This window comes from Microbulbifer variabilis ATCC 700307 (assembly GCF_000380565.1).
In the GTDB taxonomy this organism is placed as follows: domain Bacteria; phylum Pseudomonadota; class Gammaproteobacteria; order Pseudomonadales; family Cellvibrionaceae; genus Microbulbifer; species Microbulbifer variabilis.
In genome coordinates this window covers 53,788-72,419 of sequence record NZ_AQYJ01000021.1, presented here as the reverse complement: position 1 = coordinate 72,419, position 18,632 = coordinate 53,788, and the positions used below count along the sequence as shown (strand labels likewise).

16 protein-coding genes are annotated in these 18,632 nt (G+C 47.1%); 5 read left to right on the top strand and 11 right to left on the bottom strand.

Annotation, left to right across the window (positions count from 1 at the left end):
* Positions 1–16 precede the first annotated feature (16 nt).
* The 4 genes from G367_RS0103465 to G367_RS0103445 all read right to left on the bottom strand — a co-directional run bounded on the left by G367_RS0103465 (position 17) and on the right by G367_RS0103445 (position 4,530).
* Positions 17–1,825 (bottom strand): ABCB family ABC transporter ATP-binding protein/permease, encoded by a 1,809-nt coding sequence (locus G367_RS0103465; RefSeq protein ID WP_020411705.1) that lies wholly within the window; start codon positions 1,823–1,825, stop codon positions 17–19.
* Positions 1,826–2,446: 621 nt separating this feature from the next.
* On the bottom strand, positions 2,447–3,058 hold the full coding sequence (locus G367_RS0103455) for a hypothetical protein (RefSeq protein ID WP_020411703.1): 612 nt from the start codon (positions 3,056–3,058) through the stop codon (positions 2,447–2,449).
* A 165-nt stretch (positions 3,059–3,223) separates the two neighbouring features.
* A complete protein-coding gene (locus tag G367_RS0103450) occupies positions 3,224–4,141 on the bottom strand; it encodes an alpha/beta hydrolase (protein WP_020411702.1) in 918 nt (305 codons plus the stop codon).
* An 11-nt stretch (positions 4,142–4,152) separates the two neighbouring features.
* A complete protein-coding gene (locus tag G367_RS0103445) occupies positions 4,153–4,530 on the bottom strand; it encodes a YybH family protein (RefSeq protein WP_020411701.1) in 378 nt (125 codons plus the stop codon).
* A 114-nt stretch (positions 4,531–4,644) separates the two neighbouring features.
* Here G367_RS0103445 and G367_RS0103440 point away from each other — a divergent pair, with 114 nt between their 5' ends.
* A complete protein-coding gene (locus G367_RS0103440; protein WP_020411700.1) occupies positions 4,645–5,541 on the top strand; it encodes a LysR family transcriptional regulator in 897 nt (298 codons plus the stop codon).
* Positions 5,542–5,861: 320 nt separating this feature from the next.
* On the opposite strand, the gene G367_RS0103435 is transcribed toward G367_RS0103440, so the two are convergent.
* Entirely contained in the window at positions 5,862–6,425 is a 564-nt protein-coding gene (locus tag G367_RS0103435; RefSeq protein WP_020411699.1) for a hypothetical protein, read from the bottom strand.
* A 424-nt stretch (positions 6,426–6,849) separates the two neighbouring features.
* Between G367_RS0103435 and G367_RS22990 the strand changes: the two genes are divergently transcribed.
* A complete protein-coding gene (locus tag G367_RS22990) occupies positions 6,850–7,350 on the top strand; it encodes a nuclear transport factor 2 family protein (RefSeq protein WP_020411698.1) in 501 nt (166 codons plus the stop codon).
* Between the two features lie 253 nt (positions 7,351–7,603).
* Positions 7,604–8,596: a right-handed parallel beta-helix repeat-containing protein gene (locus tag G367_RS0103425; protein ID WP_083922663.1), complete on the top strand. Its 993-nt coding sequence runs from the start codon at positions 7,604–7,606 to the stop codon at positions 8,594–8,596.
* Between the two features lie 116 nt (positions 8,597–8,712).
* On the opposite strand, the gene G367_RS0103420 is transcribed toward G367_RS0103425, so the two are convergent.
* From G367_RS0103420 to G367_RS0103405, 4 genes are all read right to left on the bottom strand, one after another.
* A complete protein-coding gene (locus G367_RS0103420; RefSeq protein ID WP_040628111.1) occupies positions 8,713–9,753 on the bottom strand; it encodes a helix-turn-helix transcriptional regulator in 1,041 nt (346 codons plus the stop codon).
* A 1,075-nt stretch (positions 9,754–10,828) separates the two neighbouring features.
* Entirely contained in the window at positions 10,829–11,440 is a 612-nt protein-coding gene (locus G367_RS0103415) for an NUDIX hydrolase (RefSeq protein ID WP_020411695.1), read from the bottom strand.
* Positions 11,441–11,567: 127 nt separating this feature from the next.
* Entirely contained in the window at positions 11,568–14,726 is a 3,159-nt protein-coding gene (locus G367_RS0103410) for an efflux RND transporter permease subunit (protein WP_020411694.1), read from the bottom strand.
* 32 nt (positions 14,727–14,758) lie between these two features.
* Positions 14,759–16,036 (bottom strand): efflux RND transporter periplasmic adaptor subunit, encoded by a 1,278-nt coding sequence (locus tag G367_RS0103405; protein WP_020411693.1) that lies wholly within the window; start codon positions 16,034–16,036, stop codon positions 14,759–14,761.
* 103 nt (positions 16,037–16,139) lie between these two features.
* On the opposite strand from G367_RS0103405, the gene G367_RS0103400 reads away from it, so the two are divergent.
* On the top strand, positions 16,140–16,685 hold the full coding sequence (locus G367_RS0103400) for an NUDIX hydrolase (protein WP_020411692.1): 546 nt from the start codon (positions 16,140–16,142) through the stop codon (positions 16,683–16,685).
* 100 nt (positions 16,686–16,785) lie between these two features.
* Positions 16,786–17,319, top strand: a complete 534-nt coding sequence (locus tag G367_RS0103395; protein WP_020411691.1) for a DUF4124 domain-containing protein — start codon at positions 16,786–16,788, stop codon at positions 17,317–17,319.
* A gap of 3 nt (positions 17,320–17,322) precedes the next feature.
* Here the strand turns inward: G367_RS0103395 and G367_RS0103390 are convergent, their stop codons facing one another.
* Both G367_RS0103390 and trxA read right to left on the bottom strand, forming a co-directional pair.
* Positions 17,323–17,685: a YqfO family protein gene (locus G367_RS0103390; RefSeq protein WP_020411690.1), complete on the bottom strand. Its 363-nt coding sequence runs from the start codon at positions 17,683–17,685 to the stop codon at positions 17,323–17,325.
* Positions 17,686–17,768: 83 nt separating this feature from the next.
* Complete coding sequence (trxA, locus tag G367_RS0103385; RefSeq protein WP_020411689.1) at positions 17,769–18,623, bottom strand: thioredoxin; 855 nt, start codon at positions 18,621–18,623, stop codon at positions 17,769–17,771.
* Positions 18,624–18,632: the final 9 nt, after the last annotated feature.

Here is an 18,632-nt window from a genome sequence, read left to right as displayed (position 1 = left end):
TTATCAAGATAGGAGCCTAGGGCGTGACAATCTCTACCTCATCGGTACGCTCCTGCTGCTGCATCTGCCAGAGCATCGCATAATGCCCCCCTTGTTCCAGCAACTGGCTGTGGGAACCCTGCTCAACAACCTTGCCCTGATCCATTACCAGGATGGTGTCCGCATCTACAACCGTAGAGAGGCGGTGAGCAATGACGAGAGTGGTCTGCTCCCGGGCAATCTCCTGTAGTGAGGCAACAATGCTACGCTCTGATCGGCTATCCAGGGAGGAGGTCGCTTCATCAAAAATCATGATTGGTGGTTTTTTGAGCAGTGCCCGGGCAATCGCAACCCGCTGCTTCTCCCCTCCGGAAAGTTTCAGGCCGCGTTCTCCCACCAAGGTATCCATTCCGTTAGGCAATTGCTCGACAAAGTCTGATAGGTGCGCGTGTTGGATCGCCTCCATTACCTCCTCATCAGTGGCACCTACCTTGCCGTAGCGCACATTCTCTTTGATTGACTGGTTGAACAGCACCGCATCCTGTGGCACCACGCCAATAGCGCGGCGCAGGGATTCCTGGGTAACAGTGCGGATATCCTGGCCATCAATACAGACTCTGCCACCCTCGGCATCATAGAAACGGAACAGCAACTTAAACAATGTTGATTTACCGGCACCACTAGCACCGACAATAGCTACTTTCTGACGTGGCAGCACTGAGAAGCTTACTCCACGCAAAATTTCGCGATTGTCCTTGTAGCCGAACCGTACTTGCTCGAAGTCGATACGCCCTTCGAATACCTGTAGTTTGGACGCCTCCAGCTTATCTGCTACCGCCGGCTTTACCGTCAGCAACGAGAACATTTTCTCAATATTTGCCAGGGCTCCCTTCATTTCGCGGTAGACAAACCCGAGGAAATTAAGCGGGATAAAGATCTGCATCATAAAGGCATTAACCAGGACAAAATCACCGATGGTCATCTGTCCGTTCGTTACCCCAACCGCTGCCAGCACCATCGCGGCACACATGGCGCTGGCAATAATCAGAGCCTGACCGGTATTCAGACTAAACAAGGATAAGCGGTTCTTACGCCGGGCCTGCTCCCAAGTTGCAAGCTCCTTATCATAATGGCTGGATTCGTGCCGCTCGTTGGCAAAGTACTTAACCGTCTCGTAATTCAGCAGGCTGTCCACGGCACGACTACTGGCCTGTGACTCCGCCTCATTAAGCGCTCGTACAAAGCGGGTGCGCCATTCTGTGGCCACTACGGAGAAGCCGATATAAATAATGACCGCCGCCAAAACTACCAGGGCGAACACACCGCTGTAATTCCACCAAAGAAGCCCCGCCACCATAGCAATCTCCACCAGGGTAGGCACGATATTGAACACCATAAAACGCATCAGAAAGCCGATGCCGCTATTACCACGCTCAATATCCCGGGACAAACCGCCGGTGCGCCTATCCAGGTGAAAATCCAAATCCAGCTTGTGCAGATGCTGAAATACCTCCAGCCCTACCCGGCGCTGGGCACGCTCGGTCACACGGCCAAAAATGGTATCCCTCAACTCACCGAACAAGGTGCTGGAAAAACGCACTGCACCATAGGCCAGCAAAAGCCCCAACGGCAACGCAATAGCCTCGGCTACACCACCAGCTTTATCCAAATTATCGACTATGTGCTTAAGAATAAATGGAAGAGTAACCCCTGCGACCTTGGCTCCAATCAGGCACAGGATTGCCAGGACAACAGCTCTACGAAACTCCAGCAGGTAGGGAAACAGGGTCTTAAGTGCGCCCCAATGCACCTCATCCAATGGAACTGTGGACTTAGGTCTCGGCATAATTGGTTCCGGAAGGAAAATTAGGCGCCTATTATAAATAGACTGAAAGACTTATATAGACGCTCAGCCAGATATGCAGGGTGAACGCCCTACTGCGGCATCACATACCTTGGTTACCCAACCAATATTCAGATTAATCATATCCGCAGCATAAAGAGGGGGTTATCAGATGCCAGGGAGACAGCAGGCACTGGAAACAGCGGCAAACACCCAACCTGGTCAGCATCGGTGGAAGTATAAGAAGGCTTATTCGAATTTTCGTCCTCCAGCTCACAATTCATCAGAATAGCTACCCTTAGCCCGCCTCCACAAAGCGGCAAGCGGCGCTTAGCGATACCTCTATATTGCTACCAACGACTATAACGACATTACCCTGCAGCAAATAGTGTTTATCTAGTGAGAAAGAGAGGCTCTGCCTATTACCAATAAACAGATAATATTTTAATTATCAGATTTGACTTTCGCCAAGCCAATAACCAATACATATTTTTAGAGTAAGAATCTCATAAAAAATATAATATTACAGGTCAGGAAAAGTCATAAACTCACTCGGCACACCCAAGAAAGTCATCTGGATTGACAGATAACTCTCTTAAGTTAACGTGATACAGCTTCCCCCTCCTAATTCGCCGAAACTCGATTCAGCGCGCCATTATTGTAGCGGTAAACTTCACAATTCATCTTTGCATCTAACACCAGCATTTTCTGCTTGGTTTCACGCCCTTGAGTCGCACCTGAATACTCTCTATCAAAACAAATATACCAATTTATATTGGTAAAGGCTTCGATCATCATTTGAAGCTTATTCCCACAACCAGATGGGACGTGATGATTTGACCCATTTACATTCACCATCATTGCAGATGAATAATTACATGGAATCTTTGAAATATACATTTCTATTCTCCCTACCGGCCCATAACTAGTAAACTTATCCAGTGACCGTAAGAAAATTTCTTCAGCATGCCCACCACCTTGATAATTTTGTGGCTTGGTCACTTTTGTCTTACTGCTATTAAGCCTACCCCTTTGAGCAGGGTAAATTCCTCCAGGTAAAGGTGAGCTTCGAACAGGGGTTTTGTAGTCAATCGAGAATATGTTACTGAGGGTGCTGTCATCACTGTCAAATCTGTAAATCAAGTACTCATTCACCCCACCTGTTTGCTGTCTATAAGCATTACAAGCTTCAAATTCACGGACAAACCTTCTGCTTTGATGCATAGTAAAAGGCATTTCTCTCTCCTTGAATGGTTGTTGTACTCAAATCACATCTTAGAAATCAATACTCCCCAAAAATAAATCGACCTAATAAAGGCATTTAAGCGCTTAAAAATAACTCAGAGATCTCGAAGCTTTAAAACTATCCTGTTGGATCAACCCCAAACCAATTGAAAGTAATCAACCATGGCAATCCATATTTTCTAACATATATTTTAAAACTTTGTCATCAACATTATTCAATCGTTCAAGAATATTAAGATGATCTCGGTTATTAGCCAGAGAAAAAGAGCAGTTGATTCCTGACTTAAGCAGTTTTTCCTGATACTCCTTTGTCTGGCGAAAAAACTCAGGAGTATCAAACTCAGGCACTATTAGATGTAGCGGGCAGAGTTTTCTCCCCTCTCTAAGCGGGATTAACTGTGGACTTACCCTCTCCGCTGAGTCCATCGACATCTTAATTGTGTCATTGACGAAGCTCTTTACCAGGGGGCGGATATCAAAAAGCCCGGCTAAGGAAAATGCAGCCTTGAATTTGCTCTGTGCGGATTTTGAAACACCAAACTGTTCCCAATCGGTCTGGTGAAGCATCGCTACAAGCTGACCACCCGCCGAGTGCCCTACCAGGTAAACTGCCGATGAGCCTCTCTGTTCAGCTTCTATAAGTACCGTAGCCATCGCACACTGCATCTGTTTTACAATGGATTCCATTGGCTGGCCATTATTCCAATCCTGGGCCATACGGTATCCAGGCATGTAGACAGCAAACCCCTTTTTATTAAAAGATTCAGCTAGAAAGGAAAACTGTTCCTTTGAGAACCACTGCCACCAACCACCATGAATATAAATTACTATGGGGGCATCTTCAGGAACATTCCCAGGCCTGAAGACATCCATAGAACCCAATAACTCTCCCTCTCCAAAGTGAACAGTTTGCAACCCATCTTTTACCTTTTGACGGTAAATGGAGCTATGACTCTCGGTGAATGCCACATGGGCTGGTAGTAACTCCTCTGTAGGCAACCGATGGGTCCACAGCGTTGGGTTGTATTGTTCGTCTGTTTTTTCCCGTGTAAAACTATTCCAGTATTCGTTCATCTTATATTCCTTTACTTCACACTCGGGTCTAAAGCTTCAAAATGATCCTCGCGCAGGCGCATAGTGCCATCCTCCTGTAGAACCCAGAGTTCCCGCGTGATCACCCCTTGCGCCTTGTTCATTTTCCAATTGCTAGAAAGTACAGTTGAAGCATCATCTACGACCTCAATTTTAGTATCCAGATAGGACACTTCTGAGAATCCCTGGGCTACCAGATTTTCCCAAAAGGCCTGTATCTGCTCCCTTCCCTGAAACAGGCCGAACGGTTTGGCCACCATTTGGGCATCCTTTTCATACATAGACGCACAGCCTTCAGCATTACCCTGATTGAAAAACAACTTCCATTGCTCGCTGGCTACTACAGTTTTTTCGATTAGCACCTTACTCATATCAGACTCCTCTTCACAAAAACTAAGTATTGAGTTTCTGCAAGCATATTGCCCCAGCTACCACCTTATGATAAACAGGTATTCAATCAAATAACTGTTTAGTAAAATTAAACAATGAAGCCTAATCTTGAGGATATGCAAGTATTCCTGGCCGTAGTAGAAGCCCGTAGTTTTACGGCTGCGGCAGATAACCTTGCCCGTACCAAGTCGGCAATTAGCCAAGCGGTTACCCGGCTGGAGGGAGATCTTGGTACAAGGCTGCTCTACCGAAGTACACGGGCACTCTCTTTAACGGAAGCAGGCACCCAGTTCTACACTCACTGCCGCGAAATCCGGGATATCTATAACTCCGCCTTGGCAGACTTAAAAAGCACCAATGAAAAGTTATCAGGCACGCTGACGATTACTGCACCTCACGCACTCTGTGAGCCAGTTATTGTTCCGGCAATTGCACAATTCGCGGAACAGCATCCACAGCTTGGAATACGATTACTGGCGAACGATGCCCCCATAGACCTGATTGAGTCTCAAGTAGACCTTGCAATCCGAGTGGGCAGCCTCGATATGCAATCAGCCAAAGTATCCAAGCTAGGCATACTTCGGGAAAGTCTCTATGCAAGCAAAACTTATATGGATGAGCAGGGTGGTTTACCAGAGGACCTCTCCACATTGATCCATTGGCGACATATCGCTAATGATTGGCAGGGTATCCCGATTAAATATGAGTTAGGCAGCAAAAGAAAAATACGAGTCATACCAAAAATTCGCTGCAACTCTTTACATGATATTTTAAAAATGACGGAGATGGGGTTAGGGATTGCCAGAATTCCAGATATTACTGCATCACAAAGTATCGAAAAAGGTCTATTGAAGCGGGTGATTGAAGTCGGCTCAACCCCTATACATTATATGCACCTTTACCCAAAGAAGCCTCCTGTTAAAGTCCAGAGATTTATAAAATCGGTGAAAGACCAACTGAAATATTCAGATAAAGATAATCATCAGCTTTAGGCTGCCTCATGATCAACTTACTGGTTTATTTTAACCTGCCATAATAAATCATTCGTAAACGCCGCCATTACCTGTAGGCTGACATTCAAAAAAATTTGAGAACAACCTAAGGGAATACGCCCAACAGAAAGATCTCAAAAATAAAAATGAATAACAAAAGCAAAGGTTGCTTGCTCAAAACAAACAACCTCTGCTTATACTCTATTTAATAGTCTAACCAGATTCAAAGCCAAGAAACATTTATAATTTTGTTCCTCAGTCGCCATTTATTCAAACGAAATCATCAATCGTATAAATACTAGACAACAACATTAGCCAGGCTAATGATCCCAGCTAGGAGCAATAAATTTTACCTCTGTATGATGGGTTTGCATAACCAGCTCAATTGATGTTCGATTTACTGTCGCGAGCCCCCCTGTACTTCTACCTTCACCAAAACTAATAATCTCACTATGACCCAGCATTGGGTGTATTCTCCCAGTTGATATAGCTACGTGATTTAGTAATCCGCCCATAAAGGACCGGAAAAATACAAGGTCCCCCCTTCTTGGGCGCCACAAAGAACCTGGAAAATCTTTCCAGTCAGTCCACATGGTTGTCAGGTCACTAGTATTAAAAGCATAGGGCTTAAGTGATGGTGACTTTAGATTGAGATCCTGAACTAGATTTAAAGCTCCTTGCCTATTGAGGTAGCCGCGCCTTATTGCAAGCAGTATTGGATAACTCCAACAGTTGATAGGCTGGGCAGGACTTCCTAACAGGGCATGAGGTCCCGTACCTCCTCCCCAGGTAGTAATATTTCTATCGGTGGGACCCCAAGTATATTGTTGGTGATTATTTGCATCTACTTCTGCATCATCAGCAATATCTGTAGCACGACTCATAGCAAAATCCCCTCTATTAATAATTAAAGTCAATTAAATTAATTTCATCTAACCAGGCAGAAAAGCCTTTTTTAACGCCAAAAATAGCGTTACAGTGAGAATCATATACTTTTAGACTTCAAGACATCGGAATTGTTGCACATCCAGAATTACAGACATCCAATTTATAACAAACACAATTTTATTTTAATAAACTAAAAACGTATACCGGATAGCCCAACAGAAACTACCTGATATACTCCACTTGAAGGCTTAACAAAAACCCGAGAACCGATAATCAAAAAAATCGGAATTGCACTTTAACGAGAAATTACGCAGCAGTAATTACTCAAGTAAAAAATCAATTAAACTCACGAAAAAATAACCAACTAATCCCAAGATATACTTCTGACCCCAACAGATAAATTTTGAACTGGCATCTGCGATGGATAATCTACAGAAAAATATTGAGAAACTAGCAATCTTAGATTTGCTGGCCCAGTACACCCTCACAGCCGACAACCATGATGCTGAGGGGTGGGCATCGCTCTTTACAGAAAATGGGCGCTTTGAGAATGGAAACCTGATGATAAGAGGGCGAGAAAAACTGCGTCAATATCTGATTATACACAGCCAGCTTGGAACTCGACATATAACCTCCTCGCCTCTATATACCATTTCTTCTGATGGGCAAAGCGCTACAGGGAAAGCAACCACCCTCGTAATCGCCGCCACACGTCATGGCTATCGCACCATCATGGCCGGACAATACGATGACAAGTTAATAAAAATCAATAACAACTGGTTATTTCAATGCAGGCGTGCTGAAGCTTTTGGCTTGCCGGAAGCTCCTGATTTTTCAGTGCTAACCGCAGATCACCATACAAAAAAATTAATTAATATTTTACTCGACGCATGGGATAAATTGGGAGAACCTATAGTATAAAAGTCATCAAGAGCAACGAGCACAAAATACCACCAAAGATTCAAAACAACCCATATTATTAAAAATAATTAAAATACCTCTTATACTCAAAAATATAATTTGTTTATTAACAAAAATTGCCAGACCATAGCCTTATAAAACCATTTAAGACATCTTAAGCAACAAAAACCAAATTGGTTTAAAGCTCAGCTTTAACAAGCACTCCAGAACAACAGCTTATAGATTGACTTTAACTTTGACTTAAAGGGGGATTATGATGAAACTTATAGACTTAAATACCATACCTTCATCTATTACCATAGTTGTAGCCAATGCGCTTTCAGTCTCCCCTGCATTCGCTGTAGAGTGCTATGAAACCGTCACAACTACAGCCTTCCTCACTGAAAACCTCCACTGTGAATTAACATCAGAAAATCCTTACGCGATAATTGTCAGCGGACCTTCCGGCAACTTACAAATACAGGGGGATGGAGGAATAACTTGCACCGGCAATTCAGATATGGAAGACCAGTTTGGCTTACTAATCGAGGGAACTGGCCGGCAGGTACGCGGAGGAATTATAGAAAACTGCCCCGGGGGTATCCTTGTTTCTGGCTCCGGCTCGCACTCCATTTTGAATATGGAAATAAAAAATTACTACCTGGATGACGGTATAAAGATCAATAGTGACAACAATATCATCAAAGGTAATACGATCACTGGAAACCCGTTATATAGTGGTGATGATGGCATAGACTCAAATGGAAATTACAATTTAATTACACACAATACGATAAAATATGCCGGAGATGAAGGGATACTAATTGATGGAGAGGACTCAACAGTACTACATAACTACATATCATACAGTGGTGATGATGGTATTGACCTGGATGGAACCAGAGGCGTAGTTTCATTTAACACTTCTGAGCACAATTCCGGGGATGGAATATTAATCGATACTAACAATGCCTCAGTAAGCCAAAACACTGCCAATTATAATGGTGCTGAAGGCATAGAAATAGCCGATGACAGCTCCAATAATATTGTTAGGGGAAATACCGCCAATAGCAACCAAACTGTTGGCATACTTATAGAAGAAACCAGTAGTGAGAGCAACATCATTAGAGGAAACACCGCACTGGGTAATATGAACTATGACCTAAGTTCACCAGGTGCCGACCCAACATGCCTTAATCTTGCCAATGAGTGGGGTAACAATACAGCTGAGTCCTCTGAACCGGCATGCCTGCGCTTTCTTCCATAGGAATATTTCACATACTTAAAGGTAGCTGATGCCCCCCTTGCTTCCGTCTTAAAGCACTCCAAGGGACCTAAGATAAGATTATGATAGCGCTGGGATGTAATCCCCAAATTCTAAAGCTACTCTTCCAATACGAGTAAATCATTCTTCTCAGCGAAAGTTTGTTTTACGAACTCAGACGCCGTGATCCCCATCTCCTCTTTAAAAGCCCGTGAAAACTGGCTGGTGCCATTAAAACCGCTGTTTAAGGCAACCTGCAACATACTTGCATTGCGCCCAGAGCCCACCAGTTGTGCTGAGGCAGACTCCACCCTGGCACGACGCAATAAGCTATTGTAGGATGTATTGTGATAACGCAAGGCACGGTGTAGATAGGAAGGGGAAATATTCAAGGATATGGCCAGCTGCTGGGCTGAAAGATCTACATCACAACAGTACTTCTGGATAAGCTGACAAGTCTGGCGAAATACCACATTCAAGCGTTGCGGTGTTTCCACTTCAGCCGCCGCCTTTCCGCGGCTCTCCTCTATACAGGCAATAGCCAACTCCGCTACCGGGTTAAATAGTGTCTCAGGAGAGACAAAAGAACTTTGCTGTCTGGCTCTTGGCAAGAGCAAAAGATAGTTTCTGAGTAATAGGCCTGGGCCACTATTGCTATCAATCACTAGAGGCTGATTATCACCAGGGCCCTTTCGAAATTTTTCGATTTTTTTTCTAGGGATACGACATAGCAGTACATGACTTTGCTGTATCAAGTCATGGATAATAGTCTGCCCCAAGTCCACCAGATAAATCCCACCAGAATTCATTGGAATAAAGTGATTACCACGCTGTATGGCACCACGACCAGACAGTATATACACCACGGTGTAATCTGCGTAGCCATCACTAAGATGATGATTGTTGCGATGAAAAGAGTTTCCAGAGAAGATTGCGCGGGCAAAAGAGTCTCCAGTAAGGGGGTTTATGGTGCCAGAGAATTCCCCCTCATACTCCTGGCAGTGATGGGGCTTGAGAATTAGCTCGCAGTTGTAAGGTAATATTTCCTCCAGATGTTGCTTCCAGCGCGACCAACGCTCCTCTATCGGCCAAATTCCAGTATTGATACTTTTTTGTATAAACGGTTTTTTTTTCTTTTCTTTTAGAAAATCCTTACGCATGATTCGCTTATCCTTAAGCTGTCTCATTGCTGGCAATAGGCAAGAATAAACCAATTTGGAACAACTGCTCACCAATATAGAGAATATTGAGACAGCATATTCCAGCTCAGAGCTCATAAAGACGCGTTTTTCGAGTCCCGGGTATTACTCGGCCAATCCTTGCCCCTCATTGGCACAGCATTCTACTGTTGACTATGGCTAACAGTACCCGGCCAGTAATTCTGTTGGCGCCCTGATCAGAAAACCCTATAATTCTTAGGCTTTCAGGCGGGTAGATAACAGCTTTGTTATTGATAGTCATTTAGCTGGTTAGAGCATCAGGTGTAATCAAAAAATGAAGAAAAGGTGAACGGAAAAATTCCTTCGGAAACGAACTCTATCAATTTGGCTTGGAGGCCGACACTATTCCTTGATTTGTACTATGTCCTTTATAAAAGTTAATCCCAGTAAAATTAGACACACAGGTTATTTTCATTGGTGTCCATTTTTTTAGGCATCCGATTATTAAAATGAATGATCTTCAATTATTCAAAGATAAGTTCGCAATGAGTGATCTACTTGCTCGCCACACATTAACGATAAGTAGCTATGATACACATGGCTAAGCATCAGTGTTTACGCCTGAAGGTCGCTTCAAACACGGCAATCCTATGCCCCCGGGAAGAAAAAAACTGAAATGCTACACAGTGATACACAACAAGGTGGGGGGCGGCATATTACATACTCTCCCTGACATCAAAGTTCAGAAGATGGGCAATCTGCCTCGGGCAAAGCAACTACCATGTTTATCGTAGCGACTCGATCCGGTTATCCTGTTGCCGTAGCCGCCGAATACCGGAATCAATTAGTCAAGGTAGCAGGTCACTGGCTTTTTCAATGTCGGCGAGGGAGGGAAGTTGTCCTGCCGGAAGATCCTGTTTTTCCAATTATCATTACTGATCCGGATACCCTGCGATCATATAAATTTGTTGTTGGATGCATGGAACAACCAGGGTGAGCTGATACCGGGTTAAACTCCCAACATAGTAATAAAACAGGCCAAAATAAATTATAAAATTATTCCCACCAACCAGGACTAATTTAATGCACGCAATGGCACATCATCGCGACGCCCAATTGATACCCCCAGTATTCTTACCAGAAATTCCGTAAGCACCCCAGCAGTAAAACCCCAGATTTCATAACTCTCGTATTGATAAGCCGGCAAATAAATAGCTTGATCATCAATGGTCACTCTATCGGTACGGATACGGGGATCAGCCATAAAAAAAGAAAGGGGAACACGGAACACGGCATCCAGCTCACCCGGATTAGGGGAAAGTTCGATATCAGGGGAGATTACTCCCACCCATGGGGTTACATTTACCTGCCACCTGGTTCTACGCGGCCACAGGGGACCGAGCATACGCACCGCATTCATCGGCAGGGCAACTTCCTCCTCTGCCTCGCGCAAAGCGGTATATTGCAACGACGGGTCGGTGGCATCCCAACGTCCCCCAGGCAGGGAGACCTCTCCGGAATGGGTGGACAAATTGGCGGAGCGCTTGGTAAGAATTACCTGTGGGTCAGGCTCATCGGTCAGGGCAACCAGAACCGCAGCGTGACCGGACAGGTCCGGCCCTATTGGAACTCCAGCCTCAAGCTCCTCAATCTGCTGAAATATATTTTTTTCAATCGTTGATAGCATAAATCACTGTCCTGCCCCAGAAGACCTGGGTACTCCCTAACTTTCATCATACTCATTTCTGGCGTTAACACCGAGCTATCTGCCACATAATCCATTTGTCGCATATAGCTCGAACACCTCTACATCCCTACTTTTCCGCCGCAACACTTCGTTCAGTCTGCGGGGTATAACCGCCTTTTAGCTTCTCCCGCACTGTCTGCACCAAGGCGTAATAGACCGGAACCAGCAGGGTGGCGAACAAGCTGGCGGCCAACATGCCACCAAACACCACCAACCCCAGGGAAACCCGGCTGACCGCGCCGGCCCCAGTGGCCACCAGTAACGGTATCACTCCGAGGATAAATGACATAGCCGTCATCAGAACCGCTCGAAAACGCAGACGCGTGGCAGAGAGAGCCGCATCAGCAATCGACTTCCCTTTATCCCGTTCTACACAGGCGAACTCCACAATCAGGATGGCACTTTTAGCCGCCATGCCAATAAGTAAGACCAAACCAATCTGGGTATAGAGGTTGTTGATAGAGCCAGCCAACCAAACCACCAGCATGGCGCCGCATATAGCGATTGGCACGCACAAGAGCACTGCGATCGGAATACTCCAGCTTTCATACTGGGCGACCAAGAACAGGTATACAAACACAATGGCCAGACTGAACAGGATTGGAGCCAGATTACCCGAAGTTATTTCCTGCAAACTGATCCCTGTCCACTCATAGCCATACCCTTCTGGCAGGTTTTCGGCCAACTCCTCCATTGCATCCATAGCCTGTCCACTGGAGTAACCGGTCGAAGGGGCACCGTTGATAGTGATACTGTTGTACAAGTTATAGCGGGTGATTGTTTGCGGAGCGACGATCGGGGTGATAGTGGCAACTGAAGTCACCGGCACCAGGCCACCGCTATTGGCACGCACGTAGAAGCCCGCCAGGTTTTCTTCCTCATCGCGAAATTGCGCATCAGCTTGGGCAATCACCCGGAATACTTTGCCGTACAGATTGAAATCATTGATGTAATAGCCACCAAGAAATGTCTGCAAAGTGGAATAGACTTCCGGCAGGGGCACTCCGAGCACATGGGCTTTTTCTTTGTCCAGTTTTAATTCCAGTTGGGGAGTGCTGGCCTGGAAGCTGGTAAAGGCCTGAGCAATTTCCGGACGCTGGTTAGCGTTACCCAGCAGGTCAAATAAAACCTGGGTGAGTTCCAGAATACTGCGCCCCTGTAAATCCTCAAGTACAAATTCGAATCCACCCACGGTACCTATACCCGGTAACGGCGGAATTGCGAAAGGCATAATCTGCGCATTGGGTATCGCTGCCAGTTTTTTCTGCAGGCGATCCATCAGGGCAAACTGATGATCTTCTTCGTTTGTTCGTTCGTCCCAGGGTTTCAGCACCGCAAACATCATGGCCGTATTGGAGGAGGCACTGTTGGTGAGCAGGTTGTAACCCGGCACCCCTACCACATGGGCCATGGCCGGCTCTTCCAACAGAATATCCGTGACCTGATCAACCACTGGTCCAGTCCTTTCCAGGGATGAACCATCCGGCAGCTGCACATGCAACATAAAAGTGCCCTGGTCCTCATCGGGAATAAATCCGGTGGGAATACTGGTAAATAACCAGGCGGTAAAAAGAAAAAGCCCGATAACAGAAAGGATACCAATCAGTGGAATTTTCACACAGGCCTTAACCATGCCCACATAGAAATTGGTGGAGCGATGGAGCAGTTTATTAAAGAAACCAAATGCTCCGGTCTCTTTAATTCCGGCAACTTCTCCATCTTTACCAGGTTTAAGAATACTGGCACACAGTGCCGGGCTCAGCGTAAGCGCATTTAATGAGGAAATAGCCACCGCCATAGAAATAGTAATGGCAAATTGTTGATACATTTTTCCGGTAATACCCGGCATCAACATTACCGGCACAAATACGGCAAACAACACCAAGGTGGTAGCGATCACCGGCCCGGTAACTTCTCGCATAGATTCCAGTGCCGCTTCTTTGGGAGGCAACCCCTCCCCCATCAGGCGTTGGGTGTTTTCCACCACAATAATTGCATCGTCCACCACAATACCAATGGCCAGGATCAGCGCAAACAGGGTGATGGTATTGATGGTCATACCAAATGCCAGCATCAGAGCGAAGGTACCGACCAGAGATACCGGGATGGCGATAGCGGGAATCAGAGTGGAGCGCCAGTCCTGTAAAAACAGGAACACCACCAGTATTACCAAAATCAAGGCAATAAACAGTGTCTGCACCACTTCCTTAATCGAGGCCTCCACAAAGAGAGTGGTGTCATAAAGAACTTCTGCAGTGAGCCCTTCAGGGAAACGTTGAGAGAGCTGCGCCACCTTCTCTTTAATGCCCTCAGCCACATCCAAGGCATTTGCATCAGGTAATTGATAGACCCCCATCACTGCCGAAGGCTCGTTATCCAACTGACCATAGGACGAGTAGGATTGACTCCCAAGTTCGACCCTGGCTATATCCTTAACCTTAACCATGGCGCCATCGGGCTTGGCGCGGATAGTAATATCTTCAAATTCCTGAGGGCTAACCAGACGTCCCTGCACCAGAATATTGTACTGAAATTGCTGATCCTTGCGGATAGGTGGCGAGCCAATCTGCCCTGCCGCTACCTGAACGTTCTGGGCCTGCACCGCACTGATTACATCCTGGGCAGTAACATCCAGTGCTGCCATACGATTGGGGTCCAACCACAACCGCATGGCATAATTACGCGAACCAAAAATAACAACACTGCTCACTCCCGAAACACGGGCCAGCTCATCTTTTAGGTAAATTTCCGCATAGTTGGCCAGGAACAGCTCGTCGAATTTCTGGTCTGGCGAAAATAAATTAACGACAAGCAGTAGCGTAGTACTCTTCTTGGAAACCACTACACCATCCCGTTTTACATCCTCTGGTAGTTGAGGCATTGCCTGCTCTACCCGATTCTGAACATTTACCTGAGCAATATCGTCGTCGTAACCGGATTTAAAAGTGACCGTCAGGCTATAGGAGCCATCATTGCCACTGGTAGAAGACATATAATCCATGCCTTCCACCCCATTGACCTGTGACTCAATTGGCACAGCGACACTATCGCGCATCACCTCCGCGCTGGCGCCTGCATAGTTGGTAGTGACATTAATAGTCGCAGGAGTAATTTCAGGGAACTGGGCTACTGGTAATAAGGGCAGGGATAAAATCCCCGCAAGGGAGATCAGTATGGATATTACAAAAGCGAAACGGGGCCGCCGGATACAAAAGGCACTGATCATAAAGCCGCTAGATGCCCCCCGCCCTTTCGGGACTACTTATAGTCATCTGCCTCTCCCTCATAACCCGGGAGCGTACTTTCATCCTCTCCTTTACCAGGCTCTCCTTTCTTCGCACCCTTTGACTGCATCTGCGCTGGTGAGCCACCTTCTCCTGTGGGTTCCGCCGGCTTCGCTGCGGCATCATAGGGATTGCGTGGTGTATTTTGCGGTGTTACCGGTTTTCCGGCCTGAACCCGCTGCAGGCCATTGACGATTATCGACTCACCGGCAACCAGCCCATCATTCACCGCCCAAAGTTCCCCCTCGCGTTGACCCAGGGTTAAATAGCGTTTTTCCGCGATATTGTTTCGACCCAGTACAAACACATAGCGACCCTGCATATCCTCCAGCACAGATGACTGTGGCACTAATGGCTTCAATGCCTCACTGCCGGTAAATACCAAAATGGAAACTCGGGCAAATTGACCCTGTACCAGCAACTGCCCTGGATTGGGAAACAGGGCGCGTACTGCCACAGATCCGGTATTTGGGTCTATTTGGTTGTCGATAAAAACTATGTTGCCTTTGTAGGGGTAAAAATTGCCATCCGGCAGTTCTATACGCACATCCAAACTGGTGGGGGGCAGTCCTTCTCGCCGGCGTCGCTCCGCATCCACCTGAACAGCATAAAGTTGATCTTCAGGCACCTCGAAAAGTACATAAATTGGGTCCATCTTAACGATGGTCGTTAGGGGGTCAGAATTAGGGCCCACCAGGGAGCCTTCGGTAAACTCCGTGCGACCGATACGACCTGTGAGTGGCGCATAAATTTTGGTGTAGGATAGATCCAGTCTGGCGCTTTCGACTTTGGCGCGATCCGCATCCACCTGGGATTTTGTCTCCTCGTACGTGCCCATCAGTTCATCCATCTGCACTTGGCTGATAGCACCGGTTGCTACGAGGGTGCGACCTCGGCGGAAATTACGCTCGGCAACCCGTAACGAGGCCTCAGTGCGCTCCAAATTAGCGCTCTGATTATCCAACTCTGCAATAAAAGGACGTGGGTCGATTTCAAAAAGCAATTGGCCTTTCTGAACGGTATCGCCTTCTTTAAAGTTGCGGCTTTGAATATACCCCTCTACCCGGGGGCGCACTTTGTACTCGTCAGTGGCTTCTACCCTACCGACAAATTCAAAGCGCGGAATAACAGGCTGCTCTCGCACCACGAGCACCTCAACTGGAGGCGGTGGCGGCGTTTTTTCTTCATCGCCCTTGCCACCACAGGCGTATAAGACAAATAGGATCAGCCAAAAAAATAAAAAACGCGCCATGGCAGAGAAGACACCGCCTTAAATACATCAACGTCTATTAACAACTATAGGCGTCAAAATTCTGTGAGCTGACGCTGGAATCTTGCATAGGTATACTGACGACATGAAATTTTGCAGCCAATGCGGCAGTAGTGCCGTCACGTTTTCCATTCCAAAAGGTGATGATCGCCCCCGCCACCTCTGCGGCAACTGCGGCGCCATTCACTACATAAACCCGCGCGTTATCGTCGGTGTGCTGCCATACCTGGAAGACCGGGTGATGCTGTGCAAACGCGCTATTGAGCCGCGCCTGGGTCTCTGGACCTTACCTGCAGGCTTTATGGAAAACGGGGAGAGTAGCGAAGAAGGTGCCCTACGGGAGTCATGGGAAGAAGCTCGCGCCAACATCCGTGTGGATGGCCTCTACTCGGTCTATGACATCCCCCATATCAATCAGGTCTACCTGATGTACCGCGGTGAGCTGACAGATACCAATTTTGGGCCTGGACCGGAATCCCTGGAAGTGGAATTATTTCGCGAAGTGGACATCCCCTGGCGTGAAATTGCCTTTCCCATTATGCACAAAACTCTCGAGCACTACTTTGAGGACAGCAAACTGGGGCAATACCAACTGCACCGCGGCGTAATTTCACGAAAACTCAAACTGTAATCGGCAAACCCACATCAAACTTATATGGCGAATGAAGGCTAGCTGTTACCCCAAGACCTGGGAGAAACACAGCCTCACCAGATTGTAAAAGGATGTTCCGATGAAATATGCCTATATGCTTGCGGTCCTGCTCCTGGTAGGCGTAGGTTTATCAATGATTCTGCCTGACCCAGAGGGCAAACCAATAATGTCTCCCAGTGACTGGTTGCCGGACCAGAAGACAATAGACAATGTGCGCTACCAAGGGCAACGTGCACTGCACACAGTCACTTCCACTTCACAGCAATCTGCAAAGCAACTGGAAAGCTTTGTGAAGTCCAGTGGATTGATATCCCCAGTTCAAAGTGAAACACCCGCCACTGAAGTCTTCACTTGGCAGGATAGAGAGGGAAACTGGCACTTCTCTGACTCAGTGCCTGAGGGGCTGGATACCTCAGTACGTATCCACCGGGTAAAGCCCATCAACACAGTACCAGGCACTCAGGTCTCTGCCAATGAGGAGCCTCCGCATGCCCAAGCGACTCCCCCGCAGGAGAGTGCTGGAGCCGATAGCCGGATTTCCCAACTTCTTAAAGAAGTGCAAGCGTTGCAAGAGAAAAGCCTGCAGCGCCAACAAGCCTTAGACAACCTCTAGAATCTAAGCGGTGGGAAACTCTCTTGTCTCCTGCCTTTGCTTAATAGCTATATTGCAACGATCATCCAGGCGCCACAGGTCAAAAGCAGGCTCTTCATAGGGGTGGGCACCATAAAGTGCCTGCAGTGTGGCATCGACATGTTCATCCGCACATACCATTTCCACGCGATACTCTGATACCTGCTCCACCTCCCCGGATTCACCAATAAATGGCTGGCTACCTGGTAATGGACGGAACTGGCCAGTACCCAGCACCTGCCAGCAACAATTATCGTAATCACCAATGCGCCCCGCACCAGCAGCAAAAAGGGCCTGCTTCACCTCTTCGAGATGGGATTCGGGAATATAAATACAAAACTTATACATAGCAGCAGCTCATAGTGGGGCATAAAAAAGAGGCCCTTAAGGCCTCTTTCGTACGGCAAAGCCCAGCATCAATTCATAATGATTTAAAACATCATTGTCATCAGTTTGCGCTGGTATTGGATGGCAACAGGGTCTCCAGTACCGAGGCTTTTTACAATATCCAGGAATGCCTGCTTGGCTGCGCCATCGGCAAAGTTCATATCCTTGCGAAGTATATCCAGTAACAGCTCCAGGGCTTCCTGGTGACGGTTCGCCTGGCTGTACTGTACCGCCAACTGGTAGGCGGAGTCATAGTCCTGGGGATTCTGTTCCAGCGCCTTCTGCAATGCCTGGATTTCCGGAGTATCCGCGGCCTGCAGCTTCAATTCCAGCTGGGCCATCAATTGCTGGTACTCTGCATCTTGATCTGCAAGCAGGATTTTGCCCAGCACAGTTTCCGCTTCTTGGGCGCGATTCTGGTCTAGTAATACTGCTGCCAGCTGCTTGGCAATATCTGCCCGCTCTGAGGACTCAGTGTAAGCTTGGCGCAACAGAGGTAAAGCCTCATCCACCTTACCCTCACCAATAAGTGCTTGGGCCTGCTGCAACTTTATATCCCAGGGCTTGGGCAGATATTTGTCCAGTATTTCGCGGATCTGGGCTTCCGGCTGCACGCCCGCAAAGCCATCCACCGGTTGACCATCTTTCAATAACATCACCGTCGGCAGGCTGCGTACTCCCAGCTGGCCGGCAATCATCTGCTCGGTATCCGCGTTCACTTTGGCCAGCAGGAACTGACCAGCGTACTCGTTAGCCAGTTTTTCCAATACTGGCATTAACTGCTTACAGGGTTCACACCAGTCCGCCCAGAAATCCACCAGTACCGGGCGCTTCATGGATTCTTCAATCAATACTTGCTGGGCGTTTTCTGCCGTTACATCGACAATAAATTCGTTCACAAACTCTCC